The sequence below is a fragment of the Enterobacter sp. I4 genome, from assembly GCF_022669095.1.
Lineage (GTDB): Bacteria > Pseudomonadota > Gammaproteobacteria > Enterobacterales > Enterobacteriaceae > Enterobacter > Enterobacter pasteurii.
This window is the reverse complement of sequence record NZ_JALBUO010000001.1, coordinates 469,884-493,720: the sequence shown is the minus strand read 5'-3', so window position 1 is coordinate 493,720 and position 23,837 is coordinate 469,884. Positions and strand designations below refer to the sequence as shown.

Below are 23,837 nucleotides of genomic sequence, written 5' to 3'. Positions count from 1 at the left end.
TTTATAATGTGAACGACAGCTTACGTTCGCTTCCGGGCTCGCAAATGACGACCTGGTTGTGGGCTATGTCCAGCTGCGGCGCGGCCGCAGATGACGGTTTTTCGCAGGCCAGTACGGCGCAACAGAGCCAGCTCTCGCCTGGTGGAATGTCGGTTTTTAAGAGCGGAATGGAGGCGCACGCCGGGAACATCACGCTGCTGTTCGGCGGCGTGACGATGCTGTCCGGCTGGCGCGATATGGCGGGAGAGAGATCGACAATCACGCTGCTGCCGTTTTCTGCACTCAGATAACATCCCCGCTCGCGCAGCTGGTGGTCCGTTTTCATCACCGCAAAGCCGCCCTCCACGGTTTGCAGCGTGCGGGCGCTGCTGATACGGTGCAGACGCAGGTGCCACTCTCCGAACGGAATTTGCCAGGTGGCAATCTGCACGTCGCGCCACGGCGACCAGCGCGAGAAAATGTAATTTTCATCCACCCGGACCGCCTCGCACTCGCGACGGCCGCGGAAATAGTTATCTCCCTCTGACAGCAGCAGCATGGAATCGCAGGCGGCATGCTTCAGGCCAAAACGCCCGCGCTCGATGGTGAATCCAAAGCGGCTGGAGTAGGCAAACTTGGTGTATTTCGCTTCGGTATTAACGTAGTTGTTCAGCTCCAGCTGGCCGGCGGTGAGCATGGTGACGTGCCGGGAGCCCTTCGAGTGCATCATTATCTGCTGCGCGTGCGGGATCGCGCGCTTTTCGGCCAGCACGGGCAGCGGCTGCTCGTCGGCCTGCCAGAACGGATGCGTCTCCGGCAGCGCCAGGATCAGGTACGTTTTCAGCGCCCAGTACGGCGAGCCGGGGGAGTTATAGTCCTCGCACATCGCCAGGTTCGGACAGGCAAATCCCAGGGTCAGAATGCCGTCACGATCGGTAATCGGCTGCTGCTGCCACCAGCGCAGATGGCGCAGCACAATGCCCTTCACGATACCCGGCGTGAAGACGTCCAGCTGAGAAAAGGCGACCGCGCTCCAGAAGGCGACCATCGCGAAGCGGTAGGTCAGGCTGCGGCCAAACGGCACCGAGGCCCCATCGGCGGCGGACCAGTAGATAAAGCCTGCCGCGAACAGACGCGAGCGCTCGCGCAGCACCTCGGCCCTCGCCTCGTCGTCGCTCAGGGTGGCGTAGATCAGGCCGTAGAAGTGGAAGGCCATGGAGATGTAATAGTCTTTCGGGCGGCCCGGGCCGTCGGAATACCAGCCGTCGCCGAGGTAGTAGGCGTCCATCAGCGCAAAGCGGCGATCGATGGCGGCCTGGTCATAGGGCAGCCCGGCGCGCCGGAAGCCGAGCTGGACCATAATGGCAAAATAGTTCCAGTTGCTGTCCGGCATCTGCGCGTCGGTAATTTGGTTAAGCCACGCGTGCAGGTTCATGACTTCGCGCCCGGTAAAGCGGGCGGTGAGCTTATCCCCCAGCAGAGCAAGCCCCAGACCGTAGGCCGCCATCTCGACCAGACGCTGGTCGTACGGGCCGGTTTCCCCCCAGTAGTCCGCGCTCTGCGGGTCGGTGCCGAGCTTAATGGCGGTTAGGTACTTTTCGCAAAACGGCGTGCCTTCCCCGGACGCCATCAGCGGAAACAACCCCCACAGGGCACGGGAAAGCCCCTCCATCTGCGCAACGTCCGTTGCGTAGTGGGCACAGGTATCGCCCAGCGAGAATCGTGATCGGTTTGCCGGAAATTGTTTATCCAGCGCTTCCAGAAGCACATTCAACGACGCCACCACATCCCGGCGGGAAGACAACGGATTTGATTTTTCTTTGTTTGCCGCGCACATAGCCATGCCCTCGTAATCAACTGCGGCCAAGCATAGTGAATCCGTACGGGGCAGAAATGTTAGCCATGTCACAGGCAGGAACGATGAATAAACCTCCAGTTGAGAAAATTTAAAAAGGTGGTTTATAAAGACGGTCAGACGGGAAAAAGTTGAGTTTTATTGCACTATGCGCGACACGCCGACATCCGATCTTCTGGAACCGATCACCCTGAACGATACCGTGGCCTCGTTCAGCCGCCTGTTTGCCAATACCGTACGCTACCATCACTGGCATCAGTGTCTGGAGATCCTCTACGTGGAGGAGGGCTTTGGCGTGGCGATTGTTGATAATCGCCATTACACCATGCGCCCCGGACGGCTGTTTTTCTTCCCGCCGTTTACGCTGCATAAGGTCATGGTGGACGAACGGGCGGAGGCGATTTACCGACGCACGATCGTGCATCTCGATCGGCACGCGGTGCTGAAAGTGCTGCGGGATTTTCCCCAGACCCGGCAGCGGCTGGAGCGGCTTTCACGCCGCGGCGCCGAGGCGTGGGTCGCCGATTTAGCCCACTGCCATCACCATATCGATCATCTGTTTGGCTGCTACAGCCCGCCGATGAACAGCGAGAGTATTGCCAGCCTGCTGATTAGCCTGTTTGCGATGCTTCCTGACGATAGCGAGGGCGAGCCGGGCAACGGCCAGGGGATCGCCAGCCGGGTGATGTTCTGGCTCGACGAGCATTATCAGGAGAAATTTCGTCTGGATGCGCTGGCCGGGGAGCTGGGAAAATCACGCAGCTACGTGTCGCGAAAGTTCCATGCGGAAACGGGCGAAAAGATCCACGACTACCTGAATACGCTGCGGCTGCGTAAGGCGTGCGAGTGGCTGCTGCACAGCGAGGCGAGCGTGCGCGAGATTGCATCCCGGGCGGGGTTTTCTGACGTGACGTGGTTTATCAGCGCGTTTAAGAAGGGGATTGGCGAGACGCCGTTGCAGTACCGGAAAAAGCGTTCATCTTGCTGAGCTGCTTTTTTGGCCCGGCAGGCGTCGCGCCGCCGGGCACAAAAACAGATCCGCAAAACGATTTATCAGGCTTCAATATCCGCCATGTCGCCTTTCTCCTGAAGCCAGTTACGTCGGTCTTCCGAACGTTTCTTGGCCAGCAGCATATCCATTACGGCGTTGGTCTGCTGTTCATCTTCATCGCTGATGGTCAGCTGTACCAGGCGGCGGGTATTCGGATCCAGCGTCGTTTCGCGCAGCTGCATCGGGTTCATCTCGCCCAGCCCTTTAAAGCGCTGAACGTTCGGTTTGCCCTTCTTGCGCTTAAGCTGCTCCAGCACGCCCGCTTTCTCTTCTTCCGTCAGCGCGTAGTAAACCTCTTTGCCGAGGTCGATACGGTACAGCGGCGGCAGCGCCACGTGGACGTGACCGTTTTTCACCAGGGTGCGGAAGTGCTTCACGAACAGCGCGCAGAGCAGCGTGGCGATGTGCAGACCATCGGAGTCCGCATCCGCGAGGATGCAGATCTTGCCGTAGCGCAGCTGGCTCAGATCCTCGCTGTCCGGATCGATGCCGATCGCAACGGAGATATCGTGTACCTCCTGCGAGGCCAGCACTTCATCAGACGAGACTTCCCAGGTGTTAAGGATCTTACCCTTGAGCGGCATGATCGCCTGATATTCACGATCCCGCGCCTGCTTGGCCGATCCGCCCGCCGAGTCCCCTTCCACCAGGAACAGCTCGGTGCGGTTGAGATCCTGCGCGGTACAGTCCGCCAGCTTGCCCGGCAGCGCGGGGCCGCTGGTGAGCTTTTTACGCACCACTTTTTTCGCGGCACGCAGACGGCGCTGGGCGCTGGAGATGGCCATTTCAGCCAGCATTTCTGCCGCCTGAACGTTCTGGTTCAGCCACAGGGTAAACGCATCTTTCACCACGCCGGAGACGAACGCCGCGCACTGGCGCGACGAGAGGCGCTCTTTGGTCTGACCGGCAAACTGCGGATCCTGCATCTTCACGGAAAGCACGTAGGCGCAGCGGTCCCAGATATCTTCTGCGGACAGCTTCACGCCGCGCGGCAGAATGTTGCGGTATTCGCAAAACTCGCGCATGGCATCCAGCAGCCCCTGACGCAGGCCGTTCACGTGCGTACCGCCGAGCATGGTCGGGATCAGGTTGACGTAGCTTTCCGTCAGCAGCTCGCCGCCTTCAGGCAGCCACAGCAGCGCCCAGTCCACCGCTTCGGTGTCGCCTTCGAAATTCCCGACGAACGGTTTTTCCGGCAGGGTCGGCAGGCCGTTTACCGCTTCACACAGATAGTCGTTCAGACCCTTCTCGTAGCGCCAGCTCTGCTCGGTGTTGTTAACGTGATCTTTAAAGGTGATTTCCACGCCCGGGCACAGCACCGCTTTGGCTTTCAGCAGGTGCGTCAGGCGAGAAACGGAAAAGCGCGGGCTGTCGAAGAAGCTTTCGTCAGGCCAGAAGTGGACGCTGGTGCCGGTGTTGCGTTTGCCGCACGTCCCGACAACCTGCAACTCCTGCACCTTTTCGCCGTTTTCGAACGCGATGTTATACACCTGGCCGTCGCGGCGGACGTTGACTTCCACGCGTTTCGACAGGGCGTTAACCACGGAGATCCCCACGCCGTGCAAACCACCGGAGAACTGGTAGTTTTTGTTGGAGAACTTACCGCCCGCGTGCAGACGGCAGAGGATCAGCTCAACGGCGGGTACACCCTCTTCCGGGTGGATATCCACGGGCATGCCGCGGCCGTCGTCGATGACCTCCAGCGACTGATCGGCGTGCAGGATAACGTCGACGCGTTTGGCATGGCCTGCCAGCGCTTCGTCCACGCTGTTATCAATTACTTCCTGGCCCAGGTGGTTTGGGCGCGTCGTATCGGTGTACATCCCCGGGCGGCGGCGAACCGGCTCAAGCCCGGTGAGTACCTCAATGGCATCAGCGTTATAGGTTTGCGTCATGATTTAAGCTAGCAATTCGCATTGATTGTCAGTGGCTGTGCAGTCCAAGAAAATCGACAATCTGGGTGAAATGATCTTCAAAGCCCGTGAAAGCATGGTTTCCGCCCTCTTCTACAGTCTGGCGGCAGGATGCGTAATACGCCACTGCCTGGCGGTAATCCAGCACTTCATCTCCCGTCTGTTGCAGCAGCCAGATAAGATCGGGCGCTTCAAGCGGGTCGACCTGCATAACTTTGAGATCGTAAATATGGCGTGACTCTAGCACATATTGTTGGCCGGTGTAGGGGTTCTCGTTTTCGCCAAGAAAGTCCCTTAACAGCTCAAATGGCCGGACCGCCGGGTTGACGACGACAGCAGGCAACATAAAGCATTGCGACAGCCAGGTGGCGTAGTAGCCGCCGAGGGACGACCCGACAACGCCAAACGATTCGCCGCCGTGTTCAAGCACAATCGATTCCAGCATTTCTGCCGCGTCCGCCGGATAAGGAGGCAGCTGCGGAATAATCATCTCCACGTCGGGATGATGCGCATGCAGCCACTCGCGAAGCTGCGTCGCTTTCGCCGAGCGCGGAGAGCTGTTGAACCCGTGCAGATAGAGAAGCGTCGACATCAATAGCCTTCTGAAGCGGTATCCGGGCGGAACTGCGCGCCGGCCAGACGGCACACTTCGGTAGTCAGCGTGCCGTCGGCATGCAGCTCCAGCCAGCGCCAGCCCGGTGCGATGGTGTCCAGCGTGAAGTTAGCGCAGTGGGGCTTAAACTGCACGCAGGTGGACGGCGTCGCGAGCAGGCGGCGACCGTTCCAGTCGAGATCCTGTTCCTGATGAATGTGCCCGCACAGCAGATTTTTCACGCGCGGAAATTTCATCAGTACGCTGTCCAGCGCCGCAGAGTTGCGCAAGCTGTGCTGATCGAGCCAGCTACAGCCCGCCGGTAGCGGATGATGGTGCAGTAACAGCAGCGTATTGCGATCCGGTTCGGCGGCCAGTTTTGTCTCCAGCCAGTCGAGCTGATAGTCGCTCAACTCACCGTGCGGAACGCCAAACACCTGACTGTCGAGGAGCAGGATTTGCCACTGCTCACCTACAAAGACACATTTAGCCGGTGAAATCCCCGCGTCCTGAAGCGAGCTGTACATCGCAGGTTGAAAATCGTGATTGCCCGGTAGCCAGACGCAAGGCACGCTAAAGCTCGCAATCCCCTCAGCGAAATGCTGATAGGCTGCGGAGGATTGATCCTGCGCCAGATCGCCCGTTGCGACGATCAAATCGCATGGCCGATTTTCAGCATGGATCGCGTCCAGAACCGCCTGATAACTCTCCCAGGTGTTCACGCCCAGAAGCGTCTCATGCTTTTCGGCAAAAAGGTGGGTGTCGGTGATTTGTAATATCCTGACTGGCGCCCCACCAGCAACAGTCAGGTTCAACAGGCTTTCCAAATGGTGTCCTTAGGTAGGTTTATGATGCTAACAAACCGGAATCGCCATTGCTCCATGTGCTAAACAATACCTTAGCCAGTCGGCTAAAAACTGGTTAATTTGATGCTTTTCGTCGCGTTGATGCAACTTTTTATTCGGATAATCATACCGCGCTTTAAAGCGAAAGATCTGCTGACTTGAACACACTTCAGCGACCATCGCATCGTGATAAAGACGCACCGTCATGGACGGCAGGCTCCAGTAGCTAATGCTCGGCGCCGTTTGCTCAATCTCTACCAGCGTAGTGTAGCGCGTTGATTCTGTTATCGTTAACCGATACCGGGCGTTGCTCACCTGATAGCTCACCGTTTCGCCGGGTGCGTCATTTCGCGGCAGCAGGCGGCGCAACTGTGCGAAATTGGTTTCACACAGGCGCATCATTTCTGGGAAGTCAGGTGTATAACGCTTCATTTTTTCCACTCGTGTCGTAAAGTCTGATAGTGCAGCTGTAGCCATTGCAGGGCGATGACAGACGCTGCGTTGTCGATTTTCCCCTCTTCTACCCACCGGTAAGCCTGCTCCCGACTTACCACATGAACCCGAATATCTTCGTTTTCATCTGCCAGACCGTGGATCCCTTCCGCTGTCGTGGCGTCCACTTCGCCCACCATAATAGATGTGCGTTCCGTTGTCCCGCCCGGGCTTGCCAGATAGCTCAGCACCGGTTTCGTGCGGCCAACCACCAGGCCCGCCTCTTCCAGCGCCTCGCGGCGGGCGACGTCTTCGACCGACTCGCCTTCCTCGATCATCCCGGCCACCATCTCCAGCAACCACGGGGTTTCGCTGGTATCATACGCCGCAATACGGACCTGCTCGACCAGCACGACTTCATCACGCACTGGGTCAAAGGGTAGCAAGACTGCCGCATGCCCGCGCTCAAATATTTCGCGTTTGATTTCACCGCTCATTTCACCGTTAAACAGGCGATGCCTGAAACGGTAAAGTTCCATTGAAAAAAAACCGCTATAAAGCGTTTCTCGTGCAATAATTTCTACATCGTTTTTGGCGAAGGTGACAGGCACGTTTTCTGGTTTTTGCATCGGTCGAGTCCTGGTAGCAATGGTGATGAAATTGTGAATTTCAAGGCTGTTTGGCTGCCGTTTGTATGGCTATATGGTAGATTGGAGCAAATTACCGCCAGATGGCACGTTACGCCAACCTTTTGGTGTGGATGATTCTGTTAGAATCGGCAATTATTTTTAATTAGATCAGCGCTAATACTGCTTCACAACAAGGAATGCAAATGAAGAAATTGCTCCCCATCCTTATCGGCCTGAGCCTGACGGGCTTCAGTGCAATGAGCCAGGCAGAGAACCTGTTACAGGTCTACCAGCAGGCACGTCTGGGCAACCCTGATTTACGTAAATCAGCGGCCGATCGTGATGCTGCGTTTGAAAAAATTAACGAAGCACGTAGTCCACTGCTGCCGCAGCTGGGCTTAGGTGCAGATTATACCTACACTAACGGTTTTCGCGATAATAACGGCATCAACTCGAACGCCACCAGCGCCTCTTTACAGTTAACGCAAACCCTGTTCGACATGTCCAAATGGCGTGAGCTGAGCTTGCAGGAAAAGAGCGCGGGCATCCAGGATGTGACCTATCAGACCGATCAGCAGACGCTGATCCTGAATACCGCGACCGCCTACTTCAACGTACTGAGCGCGATTGACGCCCTCTCCTACACCGAAGCGCAGAAACAGGCGATTTATCGTCAGTTAGATCAAACCACCCAGCGCTTCAACGTGGGCCTGGTCGCCATCACTGACGTACAGAACGCCCGTTCACAGTACGATACCGTACTGGCAAACGAAGTGACCGCACGTAACAACCTCGACAACGCGCTGGAATCACTGCGTCAGGTCACCGGTAACTACTATCCTGAACTGGCCTCTCTGAACGTGGACAGCTTCAAAACGGACAAGCCGCAGGCGGTTAACGCCCTGCTGAAAGAGGCGGAAAACCGCAACCTGACCTTGCTGCAGGCACGCCTGAGCCAGGACCTGGCGCGCGAGCAGATCCGTCTTGCACAGGACGGTCACCTGCCAACCCTGAGCCTGAGCGCCTCTACCGGCGTATCGGATACCAGCTACAGCGGTTCTAAAACCAACACAGCCCAGTATGACGACAACAACATGGGCCAGAACAAAGTTGGCCTGAGCTTCTCTCTGCCGCTGTACCAGGGCGGGATGGTTAACTCTCAGGTTAAGCAGGCACAGTACAACTTCGTAGGCGCGAGCGAGCAGCTTGAAAGCGCGCACCGCAACGTGGTCCAGACCGTGCGTTCTTCCTTCAACAACGTGAACGCGTCCATCAGCAGCATCAACGCCTACAAACAGGCCGTTGTCTCTGCGCAAAGCTCTCTGGACGCGATGGAAGCGGGTTACTCCGTCGGTACGCGTACTATCGTTGATGTGTTAGACGCAACGACCACGCTGTACAACGCGAAACAGCAGCTCTCCAGCGCGCGTTACCAGTACCTGATTAACCAGCTGAACATCAAGCAGGCGCTGGGTACGCTGAACGAGCAGGATCTGCAAATGCTGAACAGCACGCTGGGCAAACCGGTTTCCACGTCGCCTGAAAGCGTCGCGCCGGAAAATCCGCAGCAGGATGCCGCCGTTGATAATTTCACCGCTAACAGCAGCGCGCCAGTTGCGCAGCCGGCGGCAGCGCGCAGCACCGCACCTGCCAGCAGCGGTAGCAATCCGTTCCGTAACTAAGAGTGTCATCAGGCCCACTGCGGCCTGATGCCCTCACCCCTGCCCTCTCCCTGTGGGAGAGGGAGCACATAAATCCCCTCCGAACGTAAGCCAACGTAAAGATCTCCCTGTTTCCGCCCCTCTTCGCTTCATTTTCAACCAGTCATCCTCTATCCTGAGCGTTATTACCACTGGGTCCTGGAAGACAATTATGAAACGGACAAAAACGATGAATCACGCGTCGTTCCGCAAAAGCTGGAACGCACGCCACCTGACGCCTGTCGCGCTGGCGGTCACCGCCGTCTTTATGCTGGCAGGCTGTGAGCAAAGCGACGAAACGGTTTCGCTGTATCAAAACGCCGACGACTGCGCGAGCGCAACCGGTAAAGCCGCCGAATGTACAACGGCCTACAACAACGCCCTGAAAGAAGCGGAACGCACCGCGCCAAAATACGCCTCACGCGAAGACTGTGTAGCTGAATTCGGTGAAGGCCAGTGCCAGCAGGCACCGGCTCAGGCGGGTATGGCGCCGGAAAACCAGGCGCAGGCGCAGTCCAGCGGCAGCTTCTGGATGCCGCTGATGGCGGGCTATATGATGGGCCGCCTGATGAGCGGCGGCGCGGGCTACCAGCAGCAGCCGCTGTTCAGCTCCAAAAACCCGAACAGCCCGGCGTACGGTAAATATACCGATGCCACCGGCAAGGGTTACGGTGCCGCAACGCCTGGCCGTACCATGACCGTACCGAAAACCGCCATGGCGCCGAAACCTGCAACCACCAGCACCATTACCCGCGGCGGCTTCGGCGAGTCTGTTGCCAAACAAACCACCATGCAGCGTAGCGCGACCGGCTCTTCGACTCGCTCAATGGGCGGGTGATCATGGAACGAGTCAGTATTGTCGAGCGCCCGGACTGGCGCGAAAAGGCTACCGAATACGGCTTTAACTTCCACACCATGTACGGCGAGCCGTACTGGTGTGAAGATGCTTACTACAGGCTCACGCTTGCTCAGGTTGAAAAGCTTGAAGACGTGACCGCTGAGCTGCACCAGATGTGCCTGAAGGTGGTTGAGAAAGTCATCGACAGCGATGCGCTGATGACCAAATTCCGCATTCCGAAGCACACCTGGAGCTTTGTCCGTCAGTCGTGGAAAACGAATCAGCCTTCGCTCTACTCTCGCCTCGATCTGGCCTGGGATGGCGTGGGTGAACCGAAGCTTCTCGAGAACAACGCGGATACGCCAACCTCCCTGTACGAAGCCGCGTTTTTCCAGTGGATCTGGCTGGAAGATCAGGCGAACGCCGGAAACCTGCCGGAAGGCAGCGACCAGTTCAACAGCCTGCAGGAAAAGCTGATTGAGCGTTTCGCCGAACTGCGCGAACAGCACGGTTTTAACCTGCTGCACCTCGCCTGCTGCCGCGATACCGAAGAAGATCGCGGTACGGTTCAGTATTTGCAGGACTGCGCGGCCGAAGCGGAAGTGGCGACGGAATTCCTCTATATCGAAGATATCGGTTTAGGTGAAAAAGGCCAGTTTACGGACATGCAGGATCAGGTGATCAGCAACCTGTTCAAGCTGTATCCGTGGGAATATATGCTGCGCGAGATGTTCTCCACCAAGCTGGAAGACGCTGGCGTCCGCTGGCTGGAGCCGGCATGGAAGAGCATTATCTCCAACAAGGCCCTGCTGCCGATGCTGTGGGAGATGTTCCCGAACCACCCGAACCTGCTGCCTGCGTACTTTGCCGAAGATGATTTCCCGCCGATGGAGAAATACGTCGTTAAGCCGATCTTCTCCCGCGAAGGGGCGAACGTATCGATTATCGAAAACGGTAAAACGCTGGAAGCGGTTGAAGGGCCGTACGGTGAAGAGGGGATGATCGTCCAGGCGTTTTATCAGCTGCCGAAGTTTGGCGACAGCTATACGCTGATCGGCAGCTGGCTGATTAACGATAAGCCTGCCGGGATTGGCATTCGCGAAGATCGCGCCTTGATTACGCAGGACCTGTCACGGTTCTATCCGCATATTTTTGTGGAGTAGCGTGCAGCCTGTTGCCCTCTCCCACGGGAGAGGGAGCAAACGCTAAAAACGGCAACCTCAGGTTGCCGTTTTACTTTTTTTACCCCACCTGCACCGACAGCATGCTCAAACTTCCCATCTCTATTCCGTCGATCGGGATCGTAACCGGCTCCTGACCATCCCACGCGCCCAGCACGTACAGCAGCGGCAGGAAGTGTTCCGGCGTTGGGTTAGCGAGCGAACCGCCTTCGTGATCCAGATAGTTCACCAGCGGGTGCCGCTCGTCCGGCCCCTGCCAGGTCAGGTTGTCTTTTACGTAGTTATTAAAGGATGTCGCCCACGGATACGGGGTATTTTCACCGTGCCAGCGTACCGTGCGCAGGTTGTGTACCACGTTACCGCTGGCAACCAGCATGACGCCCTCATCACGAAGCGAAGCCAGCTTACGGCCCATCTCCATATGCCAGGCAGCCGGCCTGGTGCTGTCGAGACTCAGCTGCACCATCGGGATATCGGCATCCGGATACATTTTTATCAGCACGCCCCACGAGCCGTGGTCAAAGCCCCAGGCTTCCTTATCCAGCGCTACCGGAACAGGCGCCAGCAGATCGACCATCTGTTGCGCCAGCTCAGGAGAGCCGGGAGCCGGGTAATGCATGTCATACAGCGCCTGCGGGAAGCCGCCAAAATCATGGATAGTTTTCGGCGCTTCCATGGCCGTCACGCCGGTGCCGCGGGTAAACCAGTGAGCGGACACCACCACAATCGCCTTCGGACGCGGCAACGTCTCACCCAGATGACGCCAGGCGCGGGTATAGACGTTATCTTCCAGAACGTTCATTGGGCTGCCGTGGCCTAAAAACAGTGCTGGCATACGAGAAGAAGACATGGTGATATCCTTAGAGGAGGTGTCAGTTTGATGGTTCTACATTACGCGCATTCAGGTGAAGATGAACGCAGATAACCGTGAAGATCATCATCAGGAAATTTGAATGTCAGAAACAGCTTAAGGAGAGTGCATGTCAGTACCCTTGATTTTGACCATACTCGCGGGCGCCGCGACCTTTATCGGGGCGTTCCTCGGCGTGCTCGGGCAAAAACCGTCTAATCGCGTGCTGGCCTTCTCGCTGGGCTTCGCCGCCGGGATCATGCTGCTTATTTCGCTGATGGAGATGCTGCCCGCCGCACTTCACACCGAGGGAATGTCCCCGGTGCTGGGCTACGGCATGTTCATTGCCGGGCTGCTGGGCTATTTTGCGCTCGACCGCATGCTGCCGCACGCGCACCCTCAGGATTTGATGCAGAAAAGCGTTGCCCCAATACCCGGCAATATCAAACGCACCGCTATTCTGCTGACGCTGGGCATCAGCCTGCATAACTTCCCGGAAGGCGTCGCCACGTATGTTACGGCCAGCAGCAATCTGGAGATGGGTTTTGGCGTCGCGCTGGCCGTTGCCTTGCACAATATTCCTGAAGGACTTGCCGTAGCCGGGCCGGTTTATGCCGCGACCGGCTCAAAGCGTACGGCCGTCTTCTGGGCGGGTATCTCCGGGATGGCGGAAATACTCGGCGGCGTGCTGGCGTGGCTGATCCTCGGTAGCCTCGTATCCCCGGTCGTGATGGCGGCAATTATGGCGGCCGTGGCGGGGATCATGGTCGCCCTGTCGGTAGATGAACTGATGCCGCTGGCAAAAGAGATCGACCCCAACAACAACCCGAGCTACGGGGTGCTGTGCGGCATGTCGGTGATGGGTTTAAGCCTGGTGTTGCTGCAAACGGCAGGTCTTGGCTGAACAATGGCGCTCCCTTTTTGAGGGAGCGCCATTTTTATAGCGTATGGTGCTCTCCGGCTATCATTATTAATAATATAAAGCACGACGCGGACCCACTATTATAAGAGTGAGCTAACGCGCAAAACTGCTAAAGGCGTTACTGTCGGGTTATTCAGAAAAGATATTATTAGCGACGTTAACCATATATAAACGATCAAAAAGCAGACCAACCGCGTCTGATGCTTCGGTTACTTATCCCCTCGCCTTTCTCTTGTTACTCATAAGCTATTCACTTCAATAATTAATAAATAAAAACTTAATTAGGCTTTAAATTTTTATTAATCACGGATTGTTACAATTAGTCTTAGAATGCGCCCGCCTCGACCATAAATACTTCACCAACCTTATTCAGAAAAAGGATATTTCATGCCAAATATTTCAAAAGCACTCCTGGCGGTTGCGTTAACCACTTTTATCGCCGGCACCGCGCAGGCAAGCGATCAGGGCTCCGGTAAAATCACCTTTAAGGGCGTTATTATTGACGCACCATGCAATATTGCACCAGACAGTATTGATAAAGAGATCGAGCTCGGCCAGGTCACAACGGCGATGATGAATGCGAATAAAAAATCTTCGGCGGTACCGGTTGATATCAATCTGGAAAACTGCCAGCTTGACGCTGGAGACGAAACGGCAACACCCGTCTCCAAAGTGGAAGTGACCTTCAGCAGCACCGCAACCGACGGCACCGATACTAGCCTGATGAGCAACACCTATGCAGGGGGCGCGCAGAACGTCGGCGTTCGTTTACTGGATAACGCGGAGTCACCAATCACTCTGGGCTCCGCAAACAGCGTCGACCTCTCGGCAGGTTCCTCCACTCAGACGCTGCACTTTAAAGCACAGATGGAAACGGTCAGCGGTAAAACGGCAACGGCCGGTCAGGTTGAATCAACCGCGAATTATGTATTGCTGTACAAATAAGCAAATATCGTTAGTTCTATTTCGGCTGGCAATATATTTGCCAGCCATTGACGTTATTTTATTTGAGAGCTGAATGATGAAATACAGTTCACCCGGAATGATCATCGCAGGCTTTCTTATCTCCTCCCCTCTGCTCGCCATTGAGTTTAACATTAACGCAATCGATAAAGACCAGCGCGGTAATATTGATATTTCACAGTTTAAAGATAAGAACCACGTCGCACCGGGAAACTATTTTGTTACTGTTTCGGTAAATAACACGCCCCTTGCGAACGGCTGGCAATTAGCCTGGAGGCGTAAAGGCGAAACCACGGAAGCATGTATTCCGGCAGCGCTGGCAGATACCTTCGGCCTGGACGACAAGATCCGCAGTACGCTACCTGATAAAGCAGGCTGCATCGATTTTAGCGGCTTATCACAGGTTCACTTCGCGTTTATCCAGGCAACCCAAACGCTGGAGATAACCCTGCCTCAGGCCTGGCTACAGTATCGCGCCACCAACTGGATGCCGCCAGCCACCTGGGACAACGGCGTCTCCGGCGTGCTGCTGGATTACAATCTTTTTGCCAGCCGCTACCAGCCTGACGAGGGTACGGCCAGCGATAGCCTCAACACCTACGGTACTGCCGGGGCTAACCTGGGCGCCTGGCGCCTGCGCGGGGATTACCAGTACGCGTTCAATAGAACGGATGATGGTTCGCAGAGCGAGGGGCGCTTATCCCGCGCTTACCTTTTTCGTCCGGTACCCACGCTCGGGTCAAAGCTGACGCTGGGTGAATCTGATTTCCAGTCCGATATTTTCGACAGTTTTTCCTATACGGGCGCCTCGCTTATCAGCGATGAACGTATGCTGCCCTGGTCGCTGCGCGGCTATGCGCCGCAGGTATCCGGTATCGCGCAAACCAACGCGACCGTGACGATCAGCCAGGCTGGCAGGATCATCTACCAGACCAGGGTCCCACCCGGCCCGTTCGTTATCCAGGATATTAACCAATCGGTGCAGGGCACCCTCGACGTCAACGTCACTGAAGAAGACGGCCGCTTTAGCACCTTTGAGGTTTCAGCCGCTTCGGTCCCTTTCCTGACGCGTAAAGGCCAGGTTCGCTATAAGGTGGCGGGCGGGAAAGCCCGTCAGGACAGCTCGCACAGCGTAGAAAGCGAAGCTTTTTTAAGCAGCGAATTCTCCTGGGGTATGCTTTCCCGGACGTCTCTTTACGGCGGCTTACTCAACAGCGGCAGTGACTATCGCGCGCTGGCGGCGGGTATAGGGCAAAACATGGACTGGCTTGGGGCGCTGTCGTTAGATGTCACCCAGGCCACCAGCCGGCGGCTCGGGGAGGATAAGCGGACCGGATACAGTTACCGAATAAACTACAGCAAACGCTTCGATACCACCGGCAGCCAGCTTACGCTTGCCAGCTACCGCTATTCCGACAGCCGCTATCTCAGCTACGCCCGCTATCTTGAACAAGACCAGGACGACGCAGAAACGGAGAAGCAGACCTTCAGCATCACCGCCAGCCAGTATATTCCTGCCCTGTCGCTTAACCTCTACCTCGGCATGCTGCGCCAGACCTGGTGGGACAGAGAAGCGTCCACGACGGGCACCCTGACGGCAGGCTATAACTTCGATCTTGGCCGCTGGAAAAACCTTGGCGTAACGGCCTCGTGGAGTAAAACGCACTATCCGGATCAAAGCGATGATACGCAGATCTACGTTTCGCTCAGCGTTCCTCTCGATTCGGATCATCGTCTTAATTACGACGTGCGGCACAGCGACAGCATGCGCCAGACCCTCTCCTGGTATGACTCCTCTGACAGGAACAATACCTGGGGAATTTCCGCAGGAACAGAGAGTGAAGCACCCGATGCCGGTGCGCAAGTGAGCGCTAACTACCAGCATTATGCCGGAACGGGTGACCTGAACCTTTCAGGCAGCTATAAGGCCAGTGAATACCGTTCGGTCAGTGCGAGCTGGAACGGTTCGTTCACCGCAACCGCTCAGGGAGCGGCCTTTCACCGACGAAGCGATGGCAACGAGCCCCGCGTGATGGTCAGTACGGAAGGTATCGGCAACATCCCGCTAAACCAGTCACGCGATACCACAAATGCGTTTGGCATCGGCGTACTGCCCGCCTTTTCCAGCTATATGCCCGCCAGCGTGCAGGTCAATCTGAACAGCCTGCCGGAGGGCGTAGACGTTGATAACCGCGTGATCCGCTCTGCCTGGACCGAGGGGGCAATAGGCTATCGATTGATTGCCACCCGCCAGGGGCAGGACGTGGTTGGGGTATTGCACACTGCTACCGGCGCGCCGCCGCTTGGTGCGCTGGTTCGTCAACGTGATTCCGGGCAGGAGATGGGGATTGTCGCGCAGGACGGACATATCTGGCTGGGCGCGGTAAAAGCCGGACAACACTTTACGGTCACGTGGGGAGATAGCCAGCGGTGCCATTTCTCCCTGCCGGCCACCCTGGAAAACGTTACGCAGCTCATCCTGCCCTGCCAGTAAGTTATCACTATGAAATCAAAAACGTTATTTGCAGCACTTTGTATTTGCAGCCTCGGCTTCTCGCACGCCGCCGTTAACCTCGATCGGACGCGCATTGTTTTCCCGGAAAGCGATAAGGCCAGCAGTGTGACCATCGAGAACCAGAGCAAATCGCTCCCCTACCTTGCCCTCGCCTGGGTGGAGGATGCGGACGGACGCAAAGAAGACAGCCGTTTTATGGCCCTGCCGCCCATCCAGCGCCTTGAGCCCGGTACGTCGTCACAGGTGCGGATCGTCAGGCAGCCCGCGACGCAGCAGCTTCCCGGCGATCGCGAGACGCTGTTCTTTTTCAACCTGCGTGAGGTTCCGCCAAAAAGCGCAAGCCCGAAAGAAGCGCGCAGCGTCATGCAGGTGGCCATGCAGAGCCGCATCAAGCTGTTCTGGCGACCGGAAGCCATCCGCAAGAAGGCGGGAGACGATGCGGAAATGCGGCTGGCGGTGACTGTGGCGGGCAAAACCATGACGCTGAAAAACCCCACGCCCTATTTCATCACCCTGGCCTGGCTGAGCAACAACGGAAAAACCATGCTCCCGGGATTCGATAGCCTGATGATTAGCCCATTCGACACCCGCACCCTCACGCTAAGTGAACCGGAAGAGAGCGGCTACAGCATTGGTTACATTGATGATTACGGTGCGCTACGCAAGGTCGATCTGACCTGTTCACGGTCAACCCAGTGCGCGCTGACGCCGCGCAAGGCAGGGCAACATGCGACATCCCGTTAAGCTTTTCTTTCTGCTGCTGGTGATGTTGCCGCTTAAGCATGCCCTGGCCCTGAACTGTTACCTGGGCACGCAAAACGGTCCGGTCGAGCAAACCAAAACGGTGTCGGAATTTTCGATCCCCAGCAACGCTAAGGTCGGGCAAAAAATCTGGGAATCCAGCGACATAAAGATCCCGGTTTACTGCGACAGGAATACCGCCTCAAATCATGAGAACGAAAACGTGTTCGCCTGGGTGAACCCTTACCCGTCGGTATCAGATCCTTACTATGAGCTGGGCGTCACCTACGAGGGGGCAGATTACGATGCGACCGGACACACCTTCGGCGTGGATACCGGCCAGTGTCTGGATAACAATAGCCTGAGCAAATACTCAGCTGAACAGCTTAAGGCGATGGGCTGGGAGAAGAACATCTGTTCAGGAAACGCGTCGGACGTCCATACCTCACGCACCTTTGCAGCGCGCTTCAGGCTCTACGTTAAGCTCAAAGCGATACCGCCTCAGGGTTACGTCAGCACGCTCGGGGATTATATCGTCGTGCAGTTTGACGGCAAAGGCGGCGTAAATGCCCTTTGGGATGCGAAAAACCTCAAATACCACATCAACGGGCTGGAAAATATCAAGGTTCTGGACTGCGGGGCAACGTTCAGCATTTACCCTGAAAATCAGGAGATTGATTTTGGCACCTTCAGCGCGCGCGACATTGTGAACAAGGGAACGCGTACGCGAACGTTCACGGTTAAAACCAGCAAAATGCAGGACGCGCAGTGTTCAGACGGCTTTAAGATCGACTCGTCGTTCTATACCGATAACGAACTCACGGCCAACGATACCGCGCTGCTGATCGGCAACGGCTTAAAGCTGCGTATTCTCAACGGCACGCAGCCCTACGCCTTTAACCAGTATGACGAATATGCCGATTTCACCGGCTCAGTGCTGCATTTTGAGACGCACTACACCGCTGAGCTTTCTCATGCCGAAGGCTCGCGCATTGAATCAGGCCCGTTTGAAACCGTCGTGCTGTTCAAAATTAACTACCACTAAAAACAAAAAAGCCGGGTCTCCCCGGCTTTTTTACATCAGCAATTTCAGCTGGCTTTGCGCTCGTGCGCCTGGCGATACTCCACCAGATCTTCAATCGTCACCACCGGCATATTGTGCAGACGCGCAAAGGTGATGCACTCCGGCGCGCGCGCCATGGTGCCATCATCGTTGGTCAGCTCGCACAGCACGCCCGCCGGCTTGAAGCCAGCCAGCGTCACCAGATCGATGGTCGCTTCAGTATGGCCACCACGGGTAAGTACGCCGCCCGGCTGCGCGCGCAGCGGGAAGACGTGGCCCGGGCGGTGCAGGTCGGAGGGTTTCGCCCCATCGGCGATCGCTGCACGTACGGTAGTCAGACGGTCAGCCGCCGACACGCCGGTGGTCACGCCGTGCGCGGCTTCAATGGTCACGGTAAAGCCGGTACCAAAGGCGCTGGTGTTGTTTTCAACCATCATCGGCAGATCGAGCTGCTGGCGACGGTCTTCGGTAATACACAGGCATACGATGCCGCTACCGTGACGGATGGTCAGCGCCATCTGCTCAACGGTCATGTTTTCGGCGGCAAAAATCATGTCGCCTTCGTTTTCACGGTGTTCATCGTCAAGCACCATCACACCGCGGCCTTCGCGCAGTGCATCCAGTGCGTGTTCAACACGTTCAGTTGAAGTGCCAAAAGAGGAAAGTAGCGTCTGATTCATGGTAAAAAAACCTCATTAACAATATGGTTACCAGAATCAGGGCAGTCTTAGGAGCGCCGTACAAGCGGCAAAAAAATAACGTGAGCGGGCCATGCCCGACTGGATCGTTACTCTCTCCCATCCGGACTTTAACCGTCGGCCCCGGAATTACACCGGATCTGCTGACCTTTGAGTGTTCACCCAAAGCGCTCGCGGGCTTTCAGCGTCACGCTGATTTACCGCCGGTGGGGAATTTCGCCCCGCCCTGAGAATAAGCGAGATAACTATAACGCTATTGATTAACCTGGGCAATGCATAAGCTTCAAACAATTTTGTTTACCCCGGGCAGGACGCGCTACAATGTTCATCAACACCGACTTATCAAGGGAAGCCATTATGATTGACCCAAAGAAAATTGAGCAGATCGCGCGTCAGGTTCATGAGTCCATGCCGAAAGGCATTCGTGAATTTGGTGATGACGTTGAGAAGAAAATCCGCCAGACGCTGCAGGCGCAGCTGGTTCGCCTTGATTTAGTCAGCCGTGAAGAGTTTGACGTGCAGACCCAGGTTCTGCTGCGCACCCGTGAGAAGCTGGCGCTGCTGGAACAGCGTCTGAGCGAGCTGGAAAACCGCAATTCGCCGGAAGAAGTGAAGCCGGCACCGGCCATTCCACCGGTGGATGACCAGGAGTAAGTGCGGCCTGATGCCCTCACCCCAGCCCTCTCCCACGGGGAGAGGGTGAAAAAAAACGGGCCAACCGGCCCGTTTTTTACTGGCTGTCTTTCTGGATCTTTTTGATGATGTTGGTGGTTGAACACCCGTCCTCAAAGTTGAGCACCATCACCTCACCGCCGTTTGCCCAGACCTCTTCGCTCCCCGCGATTTGCTCTGGTTTGTAATCCCCACCTTTTACCAGCAGGTCTGGCAGGATCCCGGCAATCAGGCGCTGCGGCGTGTCTTCTTCAAACGGCACAACCCAGTCCACCGCTTCCAGCGCGCCAAGCACAATCATGCGCTGCTCCAGCGGGTTCACCGGACGCGTTTCGCCTTTCAGACGTTTGGTTGAGGCATCGCTGTTAACCGCCACGATCAGGCGATCGCCCAGCTTGCGCGCGTTCGCCAGATAAGAGACGTGGCCCGCGTGCAGAATGTCGAATACGCCGTTGGTCATCACCACTTTTTCACCGCGTTTACGCGCGGCGGCAACGGCCACCTTCAGCTCTTCTTCGGTCATGACGCCAAAGCCGGTATCGGCACGGCCGCGCACCGCGTTTTCCAGCTCGATTGGCGAAACGGTAGAGGTCCCGAGCTTGCCAACCACCACGCCCGCCGCCGCGTTCGCGAAGTAGCACGCTTCTTCCAGAGCGTTACCCGCGGCCAGCGTCGCCGCCAGCACGCCGATCACCGTGTCACCGGCACCGGTCACGTCGTACACTTCCTGCGCCTGGGTTGGCATATGCAGCGGCGCTTTGCCCGGCTGGAGCAGCGTCATGCCCTGCTCGGAGCGGGTCACCAGCAGCGCGGACAGCTCAAAGTCAGCGATAATCTTCATCCCGCGCTCAACCAGCTCTTCCTCGGTTTTGCACTTGCCCGCCACCGCTTCAAACTCGGAGAGGTTTGGCGTCAGCAGCGTTGCGCCGCGATAGCGCTCAAAGTCGGTGCCTTTAGGGTCGATCAGTACGGGTACGCCGGCTTTACGCGCCAGCTGGATCATCGTCTGCACGCTGGCCAGCGCGCCTTTGGCATAGTCTGACAGCACCAGCGCACCGATATGGCCCAGCGCCTGGCTGATGCGCTCGTGCAGCGGCTCAGGATCGACGCCCTCGAAACCTTCTTCGAAGTCGAGGCGGATCAGCTGCTGGTTACGCGACAGCACGCGCAGCTTGGTGATAGTCGGGTGCGTCGGAACCGAAACGAAGTCGCACTTCACGTTCACGTCCGCCAGCGACTGGCTCAGCGCGCGCGCCGCATCGTCGATGCCGGTCAGGCCCACCAGACGCGACTGCGCGCCCAGAGAGGCAATGTTCATCGCCACGTTTGCCGCGCCGCCCGGACGCTCTTCAATGGTATCGACCTTAACCACCGGCACCGGCGCTTCCGGTGAGATACGGCTGGTCGGCCCATACCAGTAGCGATCCAGCATCACATCACCGACAACCATAACCCCAGCACGTTCAAACTCTGGCAGTGTTACTTTCATTCCTGACTCCAGAAAGATTCACAATTTGCGCGCGATAATATCACACTTGTTTTGTTACGCACGGTTCCACCAGCCACTTCTGCCAGCTGGCGGTCACCTGCGCGCGTTCTTCGGCGAAACAGTCCAGCGCCACATGGCCCGGCTGCTCCTGCAGCGCCAGGTGGTGCAGCTCGTCGCGCAGGGTGGTATAGGCACGGGTTAAGGCCTGCGCCTCCTGCTCGTCCATGATGTCGTTTTGCGCCAGCAGTTCCAGAATGCGCACGTTATCCGACCAGCGGGTCAGCTTCGGCTTATCGTGCGCGTGCAGCAGCACCAGGTACTGCGTGATAAATTCAATATCGGTAATACCGCCTTCATCGGCTTTGATATCAAAGCGATCGCGATGTTTGTTGCCAAGGTGCGCGCGCATCTTCTCACGCATCTCCCGCACTTCGGTTTGCAGCGTGCTGCCCTCGCGCGGGGTCGTCATGACCGTCTTGCGAATTGCATCAAACTGCGTTTTGAGCTGCGGATCGCCGTACACCACGCGGGCGCGCACCAGCGCCTGATGCTCCCACGTCCACGCTTCGTTCTTCTGATAGTCGGCAAAAGCGTCCGTCGAGGTGACCAGCATGCCTGCCGCGCCGGACGGGCGCAGGCGCGCATCCACTTCATACAGAATGCCGGACGAGGTGCGGGTGCTGAACAGGTGCATAATGCGCTGGGCCAGGCGCAGGTAGAACTGCCGCCCGTCGATTTCGCGCTCGCCGTCGGTCATCACGTCTGCCGGACAGTCGTGCAGGAAAATCAAATCCAGATCGGAGCTGTAGCCCAGCTCCCATCCGCCCAGCTTTCCGTAACCCACCACCGCAAAACCGCGCCCCTCGCGGTCTGCAAGGTGCTTCGGCTGGCCGTAGCGGGCCACCATCTGCACCCACGCCTGGTGAACCACCGCGTCTATGATCGCCTCCGCCAGCCAGGTTAAGTGATCGCTCACTTTCATCACCGGCAGCGTACCGGCAATATCTGCCGCCGCCACGCGCAGCATCTGCGCCTGCTTGAACTGACGCAGCGCCTCAAGCTGCTGCTCTTCGTCCTCCTCCGGCACGCGCAGCAGATACTGGCGCAGCTCGTCGCGGTAGGCGTCCGTCGCCGTCGGCTGATACAGCGTATTTGGATCGAGCAGCTCGTCCAGCAGCAGCGGATATCGCGCCAGCTTGTTGGCCACCATCGGCGAGGCGGCGCAGAGGGAAATCAGGTGCTTGAGCGCGGCGGGAAACTCGCTCAGCAGCTCAAGGTAGGTGGTACGCGTGACGATCCCGCTCAGGAGCGGCATCATGCGCGACAGCGGCACCGGCGCATCCTCGCGGGAGCAGACGTCGCTCAGCAGATGCGGCATCAGGTGATCCAGCACCTGACGACCGCGCGGGCCAATGGCGCGCTTGTTCAGTTCGAGGCGGAAGTCGGCGATTAACGCCACCACGCGATGGCGGGCATCGTCGCTTAGGTGCGCCAGCACCGGCGTGGTGTCATCTTCCTGGAGCGCGTCCTGCCACAGCTCGCGCCAGTGTTCGGAGAGCGCGTCGTCCTGCGATTCGCTTTCGTCATCGCCGATCAGATCGTTAAAGATACGGCGCACGCCCGCCATGTGAGCGTCCAGCTTTTCGATCAGCGTTGCCCAGTCCTCCACGCGCATGCCCCAGGCCAGACGCGCCCGGTTCAGCTCATCGCCCGGTAACGTCTGGGTCTGTTCGTCGTTGATGCTTTGCAGCAGATTTTCCAGACGACGCAGGAACAGGTAAGACTCACGAAGCGTTTGCGCGTCGCCTTCCGGCAGCAGATGCAGCCGGTCGATAGCGCTCAGCGTCGGCAGCAGCGAGCGGGACTGCAAAGAGGGCTCACGCCCGCCGCGTATCAGCTGGAAGACCTGCACGATAAATTCGATTTCACGAATACCGCCTGCGCCGAGCTTGATGTTGTCCTTCAGGCCACGGCGGCGCACCTCGCGGGCAATCATTCCTTTCATGTTTCGCAGGGACTGGATCACGCTGAAGTCGATGTAGCGGCGGAATACGAACGGGCGAAGCATGGCGCGCAGCTCGTTGGCGTAAGCGTCATCGCTGTCGCCCATGATCCGCGCTTTCACCATCGCGTAGCGCTCCCAGTCGCGGCCCTGCTCCTGGTAATAATCCTCCAGCGCGGCAAAGCTCAGCACCAGCGGACCGCTGTCGCCAAACGGGCGCAGGCGCATGTCCACGCGGTAGACAAAGCCGTCCTGCGTGGGCTGATCCAGCGCCTTAATCAGCCGTTGCCCCAGCCGGGTGAAGAACTGGGCGTTGTCCAGCTCGCGGCGACCGCCGCGCGTGGAGCCGTTCTCCGGCCAGGCAAAAATCAGGTCGATATCCGAAGAGAAGTTCAGCTCGCAGCCGCCCAGCTTCCCCATCCCCAGAATCAACAGCGGCTGCGGAACCCCTTCTTCGCTGCACGGCGTGCCCCACTCTTTACAGCAGGCGGCGTAGAGCCAGTCCCGCGCGGCGATAATCAGCGTCTGCGCCAGCTCGCTCAACTGCTGCAAGGTGCTCTCTTCGCTCACCAGCTCCAGCGCCTGCGCCCAGGCAATGCGCACCATCACCCGGCGGCGGAACTGACGCAGAACGCGCATCAGCGTGGCTTCATCCGCCACCTCTGCCAGCGCGGCTTGCAGCCAGCCAGCATAATGCCGCCACTCGTCAGCCTGCGGCGGCGCGCTTTCCAGCTCTGCCAGCCAGTCCGGGTTGGCGCTGACGCTCTCCTGCACAAAATCACTGAACGTGAGCACGCTTTTCGCCTGCTCGCTTAACGATGACGCGGGTAACGACTCGGGCAGGCGTTCGCAAACGGTCTGCCAGTGCTGCTGTAACTGCGAAGAAAGCGGCATATCAGGGGTTCCT

Annotated in this window: 20 protein-coding genes and 1 riboswitch; of the genes, 10 read left to right on the top strand and 10 right to left on the bottom strand. The window is 57.6% G+C overall.

Going from position 1 to position 23,837, the window contains the following annotated elements; translation table 11 throughout:
* Position 1: 1 nt before the first annotated feature.
* Positions 2-1,816 carry a DUF2264 domain-containing protein gene (locus tag MOQ06_RS02325; RefSeq protein WP_242173195.1) on the bottom strand — a complete coding sequence of 605 codons (1,815 nt, stop codon included), beginning with the start codon at positions 1,814-1,816 and terminating at the stop codon, positions 2-4.
* A 166-nt stretch (positions 1,817-1,982) separates the two neighbouring features.
* On the opposite strand from MOQ06_RS02325, the gene MOQ06_RS02320 reads away from it, so the two are divergent.
* On the top strand, positions 1,983-2,822 hold the full coding sequence (locus MOQ06_RS02320) for an AraC family transcriptional regulator (protein ID WP_148418460.1): 840 nt from the start codon (positions 1,983-1,985) through the stop codon (positions 2,820-2,822).
* Positions 2,823-2,887: 65 nt separating this feature from the next.
* On the opposite strand, the gene parE is transcribed toward MOQ06_RS02320, so the two are convergent.
* From parE to nudF, 5 genes are read right to left on the bottom strand one after another with little or no spacing between them, the layout of a single operon-like run.
* A complete protein-coding gene (gene parE, locus MOQ06_RS02315) occupies positions 2,888-4,780 on the bottom strand; it encodes a DNA topoisomerase IV subunit B (protein ID WP_148418459.1) in 1,893 nt (630 codons plus the stop codon).
* A 28-nt stretch (positions 4,781-4,808) separates the two neighbouring features.
* Positions 4,809-5,390, bottom strand: coding sequence for an esterase YqiA (gene yqiA, locus MOQ06_RS02310; protein ID WP_148418458.1), 582 nt, complete (start codon positions 5,388-5,390; stop codon positions 4,809-4,811).
* Positions 5,390-6,217 carry a 3',5'-cyclic-AMP phosphodiesterase gene (cpdA, locus tag MOQ06_RS02305; protein ID WP_242170497.1) on the bottom strand — a complete coding sequence of 276 codons (828 nt, stop codon included), beginning with the start codon at positions 6,215-6,217 and terminating at the stop codon, positions 5,390-5,392. Before cpdA ends, yqiA begins: the two co-directional genes overlap by 1 nt.
* Positions 6,218-6,244: 27 nt before the next feature.
* Positions 6,245-6,667 carry a DUF1249 family protein gene (locus MOQ06_RS02300; RefSeq protein ID WP_148418456.1) on the bottom strand — a complete coding sequence of 141 codons (423 nt, stop codon included), beginning with the start codon at positions 6,665-6,667 and terminating at the stop codon, positions 6,245-6,247.
* Positions 6,664-7,296, bottom strand: a complete 633-nt coding sequence (nudF, locus tag MOQ06_RS02295; protein WP_176609472.1) for an ADP-ribose diphosphatase — start codon at positions 7,294-7,296, stop codon at positions 6,664-6,666. Before nudF ends, MOQ06_RS02300 begins: the two co-directional genes overlap by 4 nt.
* A 203-nt stretch (positions 7,297-7,499) precedes the next feature.
* Here nudF and tolC point away from each other — a divergent pair, with 203 nt between their 5' ends.
* From tolC to MOQ06_RS02280, 3 genes are all read left to right on the top strand, one after another.
* Positions 7,500-8,978: an outer membrane channel protein TolC gene (gene tolC, locus MOQ06_RS02290; RefSeq protein ID WP_148418454.1), complete on the top strand. Its 1,479-nt coding sequence runs from the start codon at positions 7,500-7,502 to the stop codon at positions 8,976-8,978.
* Positions 8,979-9,168: 190 nt separating this feature from the next.
* Complete coding sequence (locus tag MOQ06_RS02285) at positions 9,169-9,834, top strand: DUF1190 family protein (protein ID WP_006811983.1); 666 nt, start codon at positions 9,169-9,171, stop codon at positions 9,832-9,834.
* A 2-nt stretch (positions 9,835-9,836) separates the two neighbouring features.
* The gene (locus MOQ06_RS02280) at positions 9,837-10,997 is read left to right on the top strand and encodes a glutathionylspermidine synthase family protein (protein WP_148418453.1); all 1,161 of its coding nucleotides are present in this window, start codon (positions 9,837-9,839) and stop codon (positions 10,995-10,997) included.
* Positions 10,998-11,076: 79 nt separating this feature from the next.
* Here MOQ06_RS02280 and ygiD read toward each other — a convergent pair whose 3' ends face one another.
* Positions 11,077-11,865, bottom strand: coding sequence for a 4,5-DOPA dioxygenase extradiol (ygiD, locus tag MOQ06_RS02275; protein ID WP_242170493.1), 789 nt, complete (start codon positions 11,863-11,865; stop codon positions 11,077-11,079).
* A gap of 130 nt (positions 11,866-11,995) precedes the next feature.
* Here ygiD and zupT point away from each other — a divergent pair, with 130 nt between their 5' ends.
* The 5 genes from zupT to MOQ06_RS02250 all read left to right on the top strand — a co-directional run bounded on the left by zupT (position 11,996) and on the right by MOQ06_RS02250 (position 18,051).
* The gene (zupT, locus tag MOQ06_RS02270; RefSeq protein WP_148418451.1) at positions 11,996-12,769 is read left to right on the top strand and encodes a zinc transporter ZupT; all 774 of its coding nucleotides are present in this window, start codon (positions 11,996-11,998) and stop codon (positions 12,767-12,769) included.
* 405 nt (positions 12,770-13,174) lie between these two features.
* Positions 13,175-13,732 (top strand): fimbrial protein, encoded by a 558-nt coding sequence (locus MOQ06_RS02265; RefSeq protein ID WP_242170491.1) that lies wholly within the window; start codon positions 13,175-13,177, stop codon positions 13,730-13,732.
* 73 nt (positions 13,733-13,805) lie between these two features.
* A complete protein-coding gene (locus MOQ06_RS02260) occupies positions 13,806-16,244 on the top strand; it encodes a fimbria/pilus outer membrane usher protein (protein WP_242170488.1) in 2,439 nt (812 codons plus the stop codon).
* 9 nt (positions 16,245-16,253) lie between these two features.
* On the top strand, positions 16,254-17,009 hold the full coding sequence (locus MOQ06_RS02255; protein ID WP_242170485.1) for a molecular chaperone: 756 nt from the start codon (positions 16,254-16,256) through the stop codon (positions 17,007-17,009).
* Positions 16,993-18,051, top strand: a complete 1,059-nt coding sequence (locus MOQ06_RS02250; protein ID WP_242170482.1) for a type 1 fimbrial protein — start codon at positions 16,993-16,995, stop codon at positions 18,049-18,051. The genes MOQ06_RS02255 and MOQ06_RS02250 overlap by 17 nt, the downstream gene beginning before the upstream one ends.
* A 44-nt stretch (positions 18,052-18,095) precedes the next feature.
* Here MOQ06_RS02250 and ribB read toward each other — a convergent pair whose 3' ends face one another.
* Positions 18,096-18,749, bottom strand: coding sequence for a 3,4-dihydroxy-2-butanone-4-phosphate synthase (gene ribB / locus MOQ06_RS02245; RefSeq protein WP_148418446.1), 654 nt, complete (start codon positions 18,747-18,749; stop codon positions 18,096-18,098).
* A 105-nt stretch (positions 18,750-18,854) separates the two neighbouring features.
* Positions 18,855-19,005, bottom strand: a riboswitch (FMN riboswitch).
* Positions 19,006-19,124: 119 nt separating this feature from the next.
* On the opposite strand from ribB, the gene ubiK reads away from it, so the two are divergent.
* On the top strand, positions 19,125-19,421 hold the full coding sequence (gene ubiK / locus MOQ06_RS02240) for a ubiquinone biosynthesis accessory factor UbiK (protein WP_148418445.1): 297 nt from the start codon (positions 19,125-19,127) through the stop codon (positions 19,419-19,421).
* 76 nt (positions 19,422-19,497) lie between these two features.
* Here ubiK and hldE read toward each other — a convergent pair whose 3' ends face one another.
* A complete protein-coding gene (gene hldE, locus MOQ06_RS02235) occupies positions 19,498-20,928 on the bottom strand; it encodes a bifunctional D-glycero-beta-D-manno-heptose-7-phosphate kinase/D-glycero-beta-D-manno-heptose 1-phosphate adenylyltransferase HldE (protein ID WP_148418444.1) in 1,431 nt (476 codons plus the stop codon).
* A gap of 40 nt (positions 20,929-20,968) precedes the next feature.
* Positions 20,969-23,824 (bottom strand): bifunctional [glutamate--ammonia ligase]-adenylyl-L-tyrosine phosphorylase/[glutamate--ammonia-ligase] adenylyltransferase, encoded by a 2,856-nt coding sequence (gene glnE, locus MOQ06_RS02230; protein ID WP_242170479.1) that lies wholly within the window; start codon positions 23,822-23,824, stop codon positions 20,969-20,971.
* Positions 23,825-23,837: the final 13 nt, after the last annotated feature.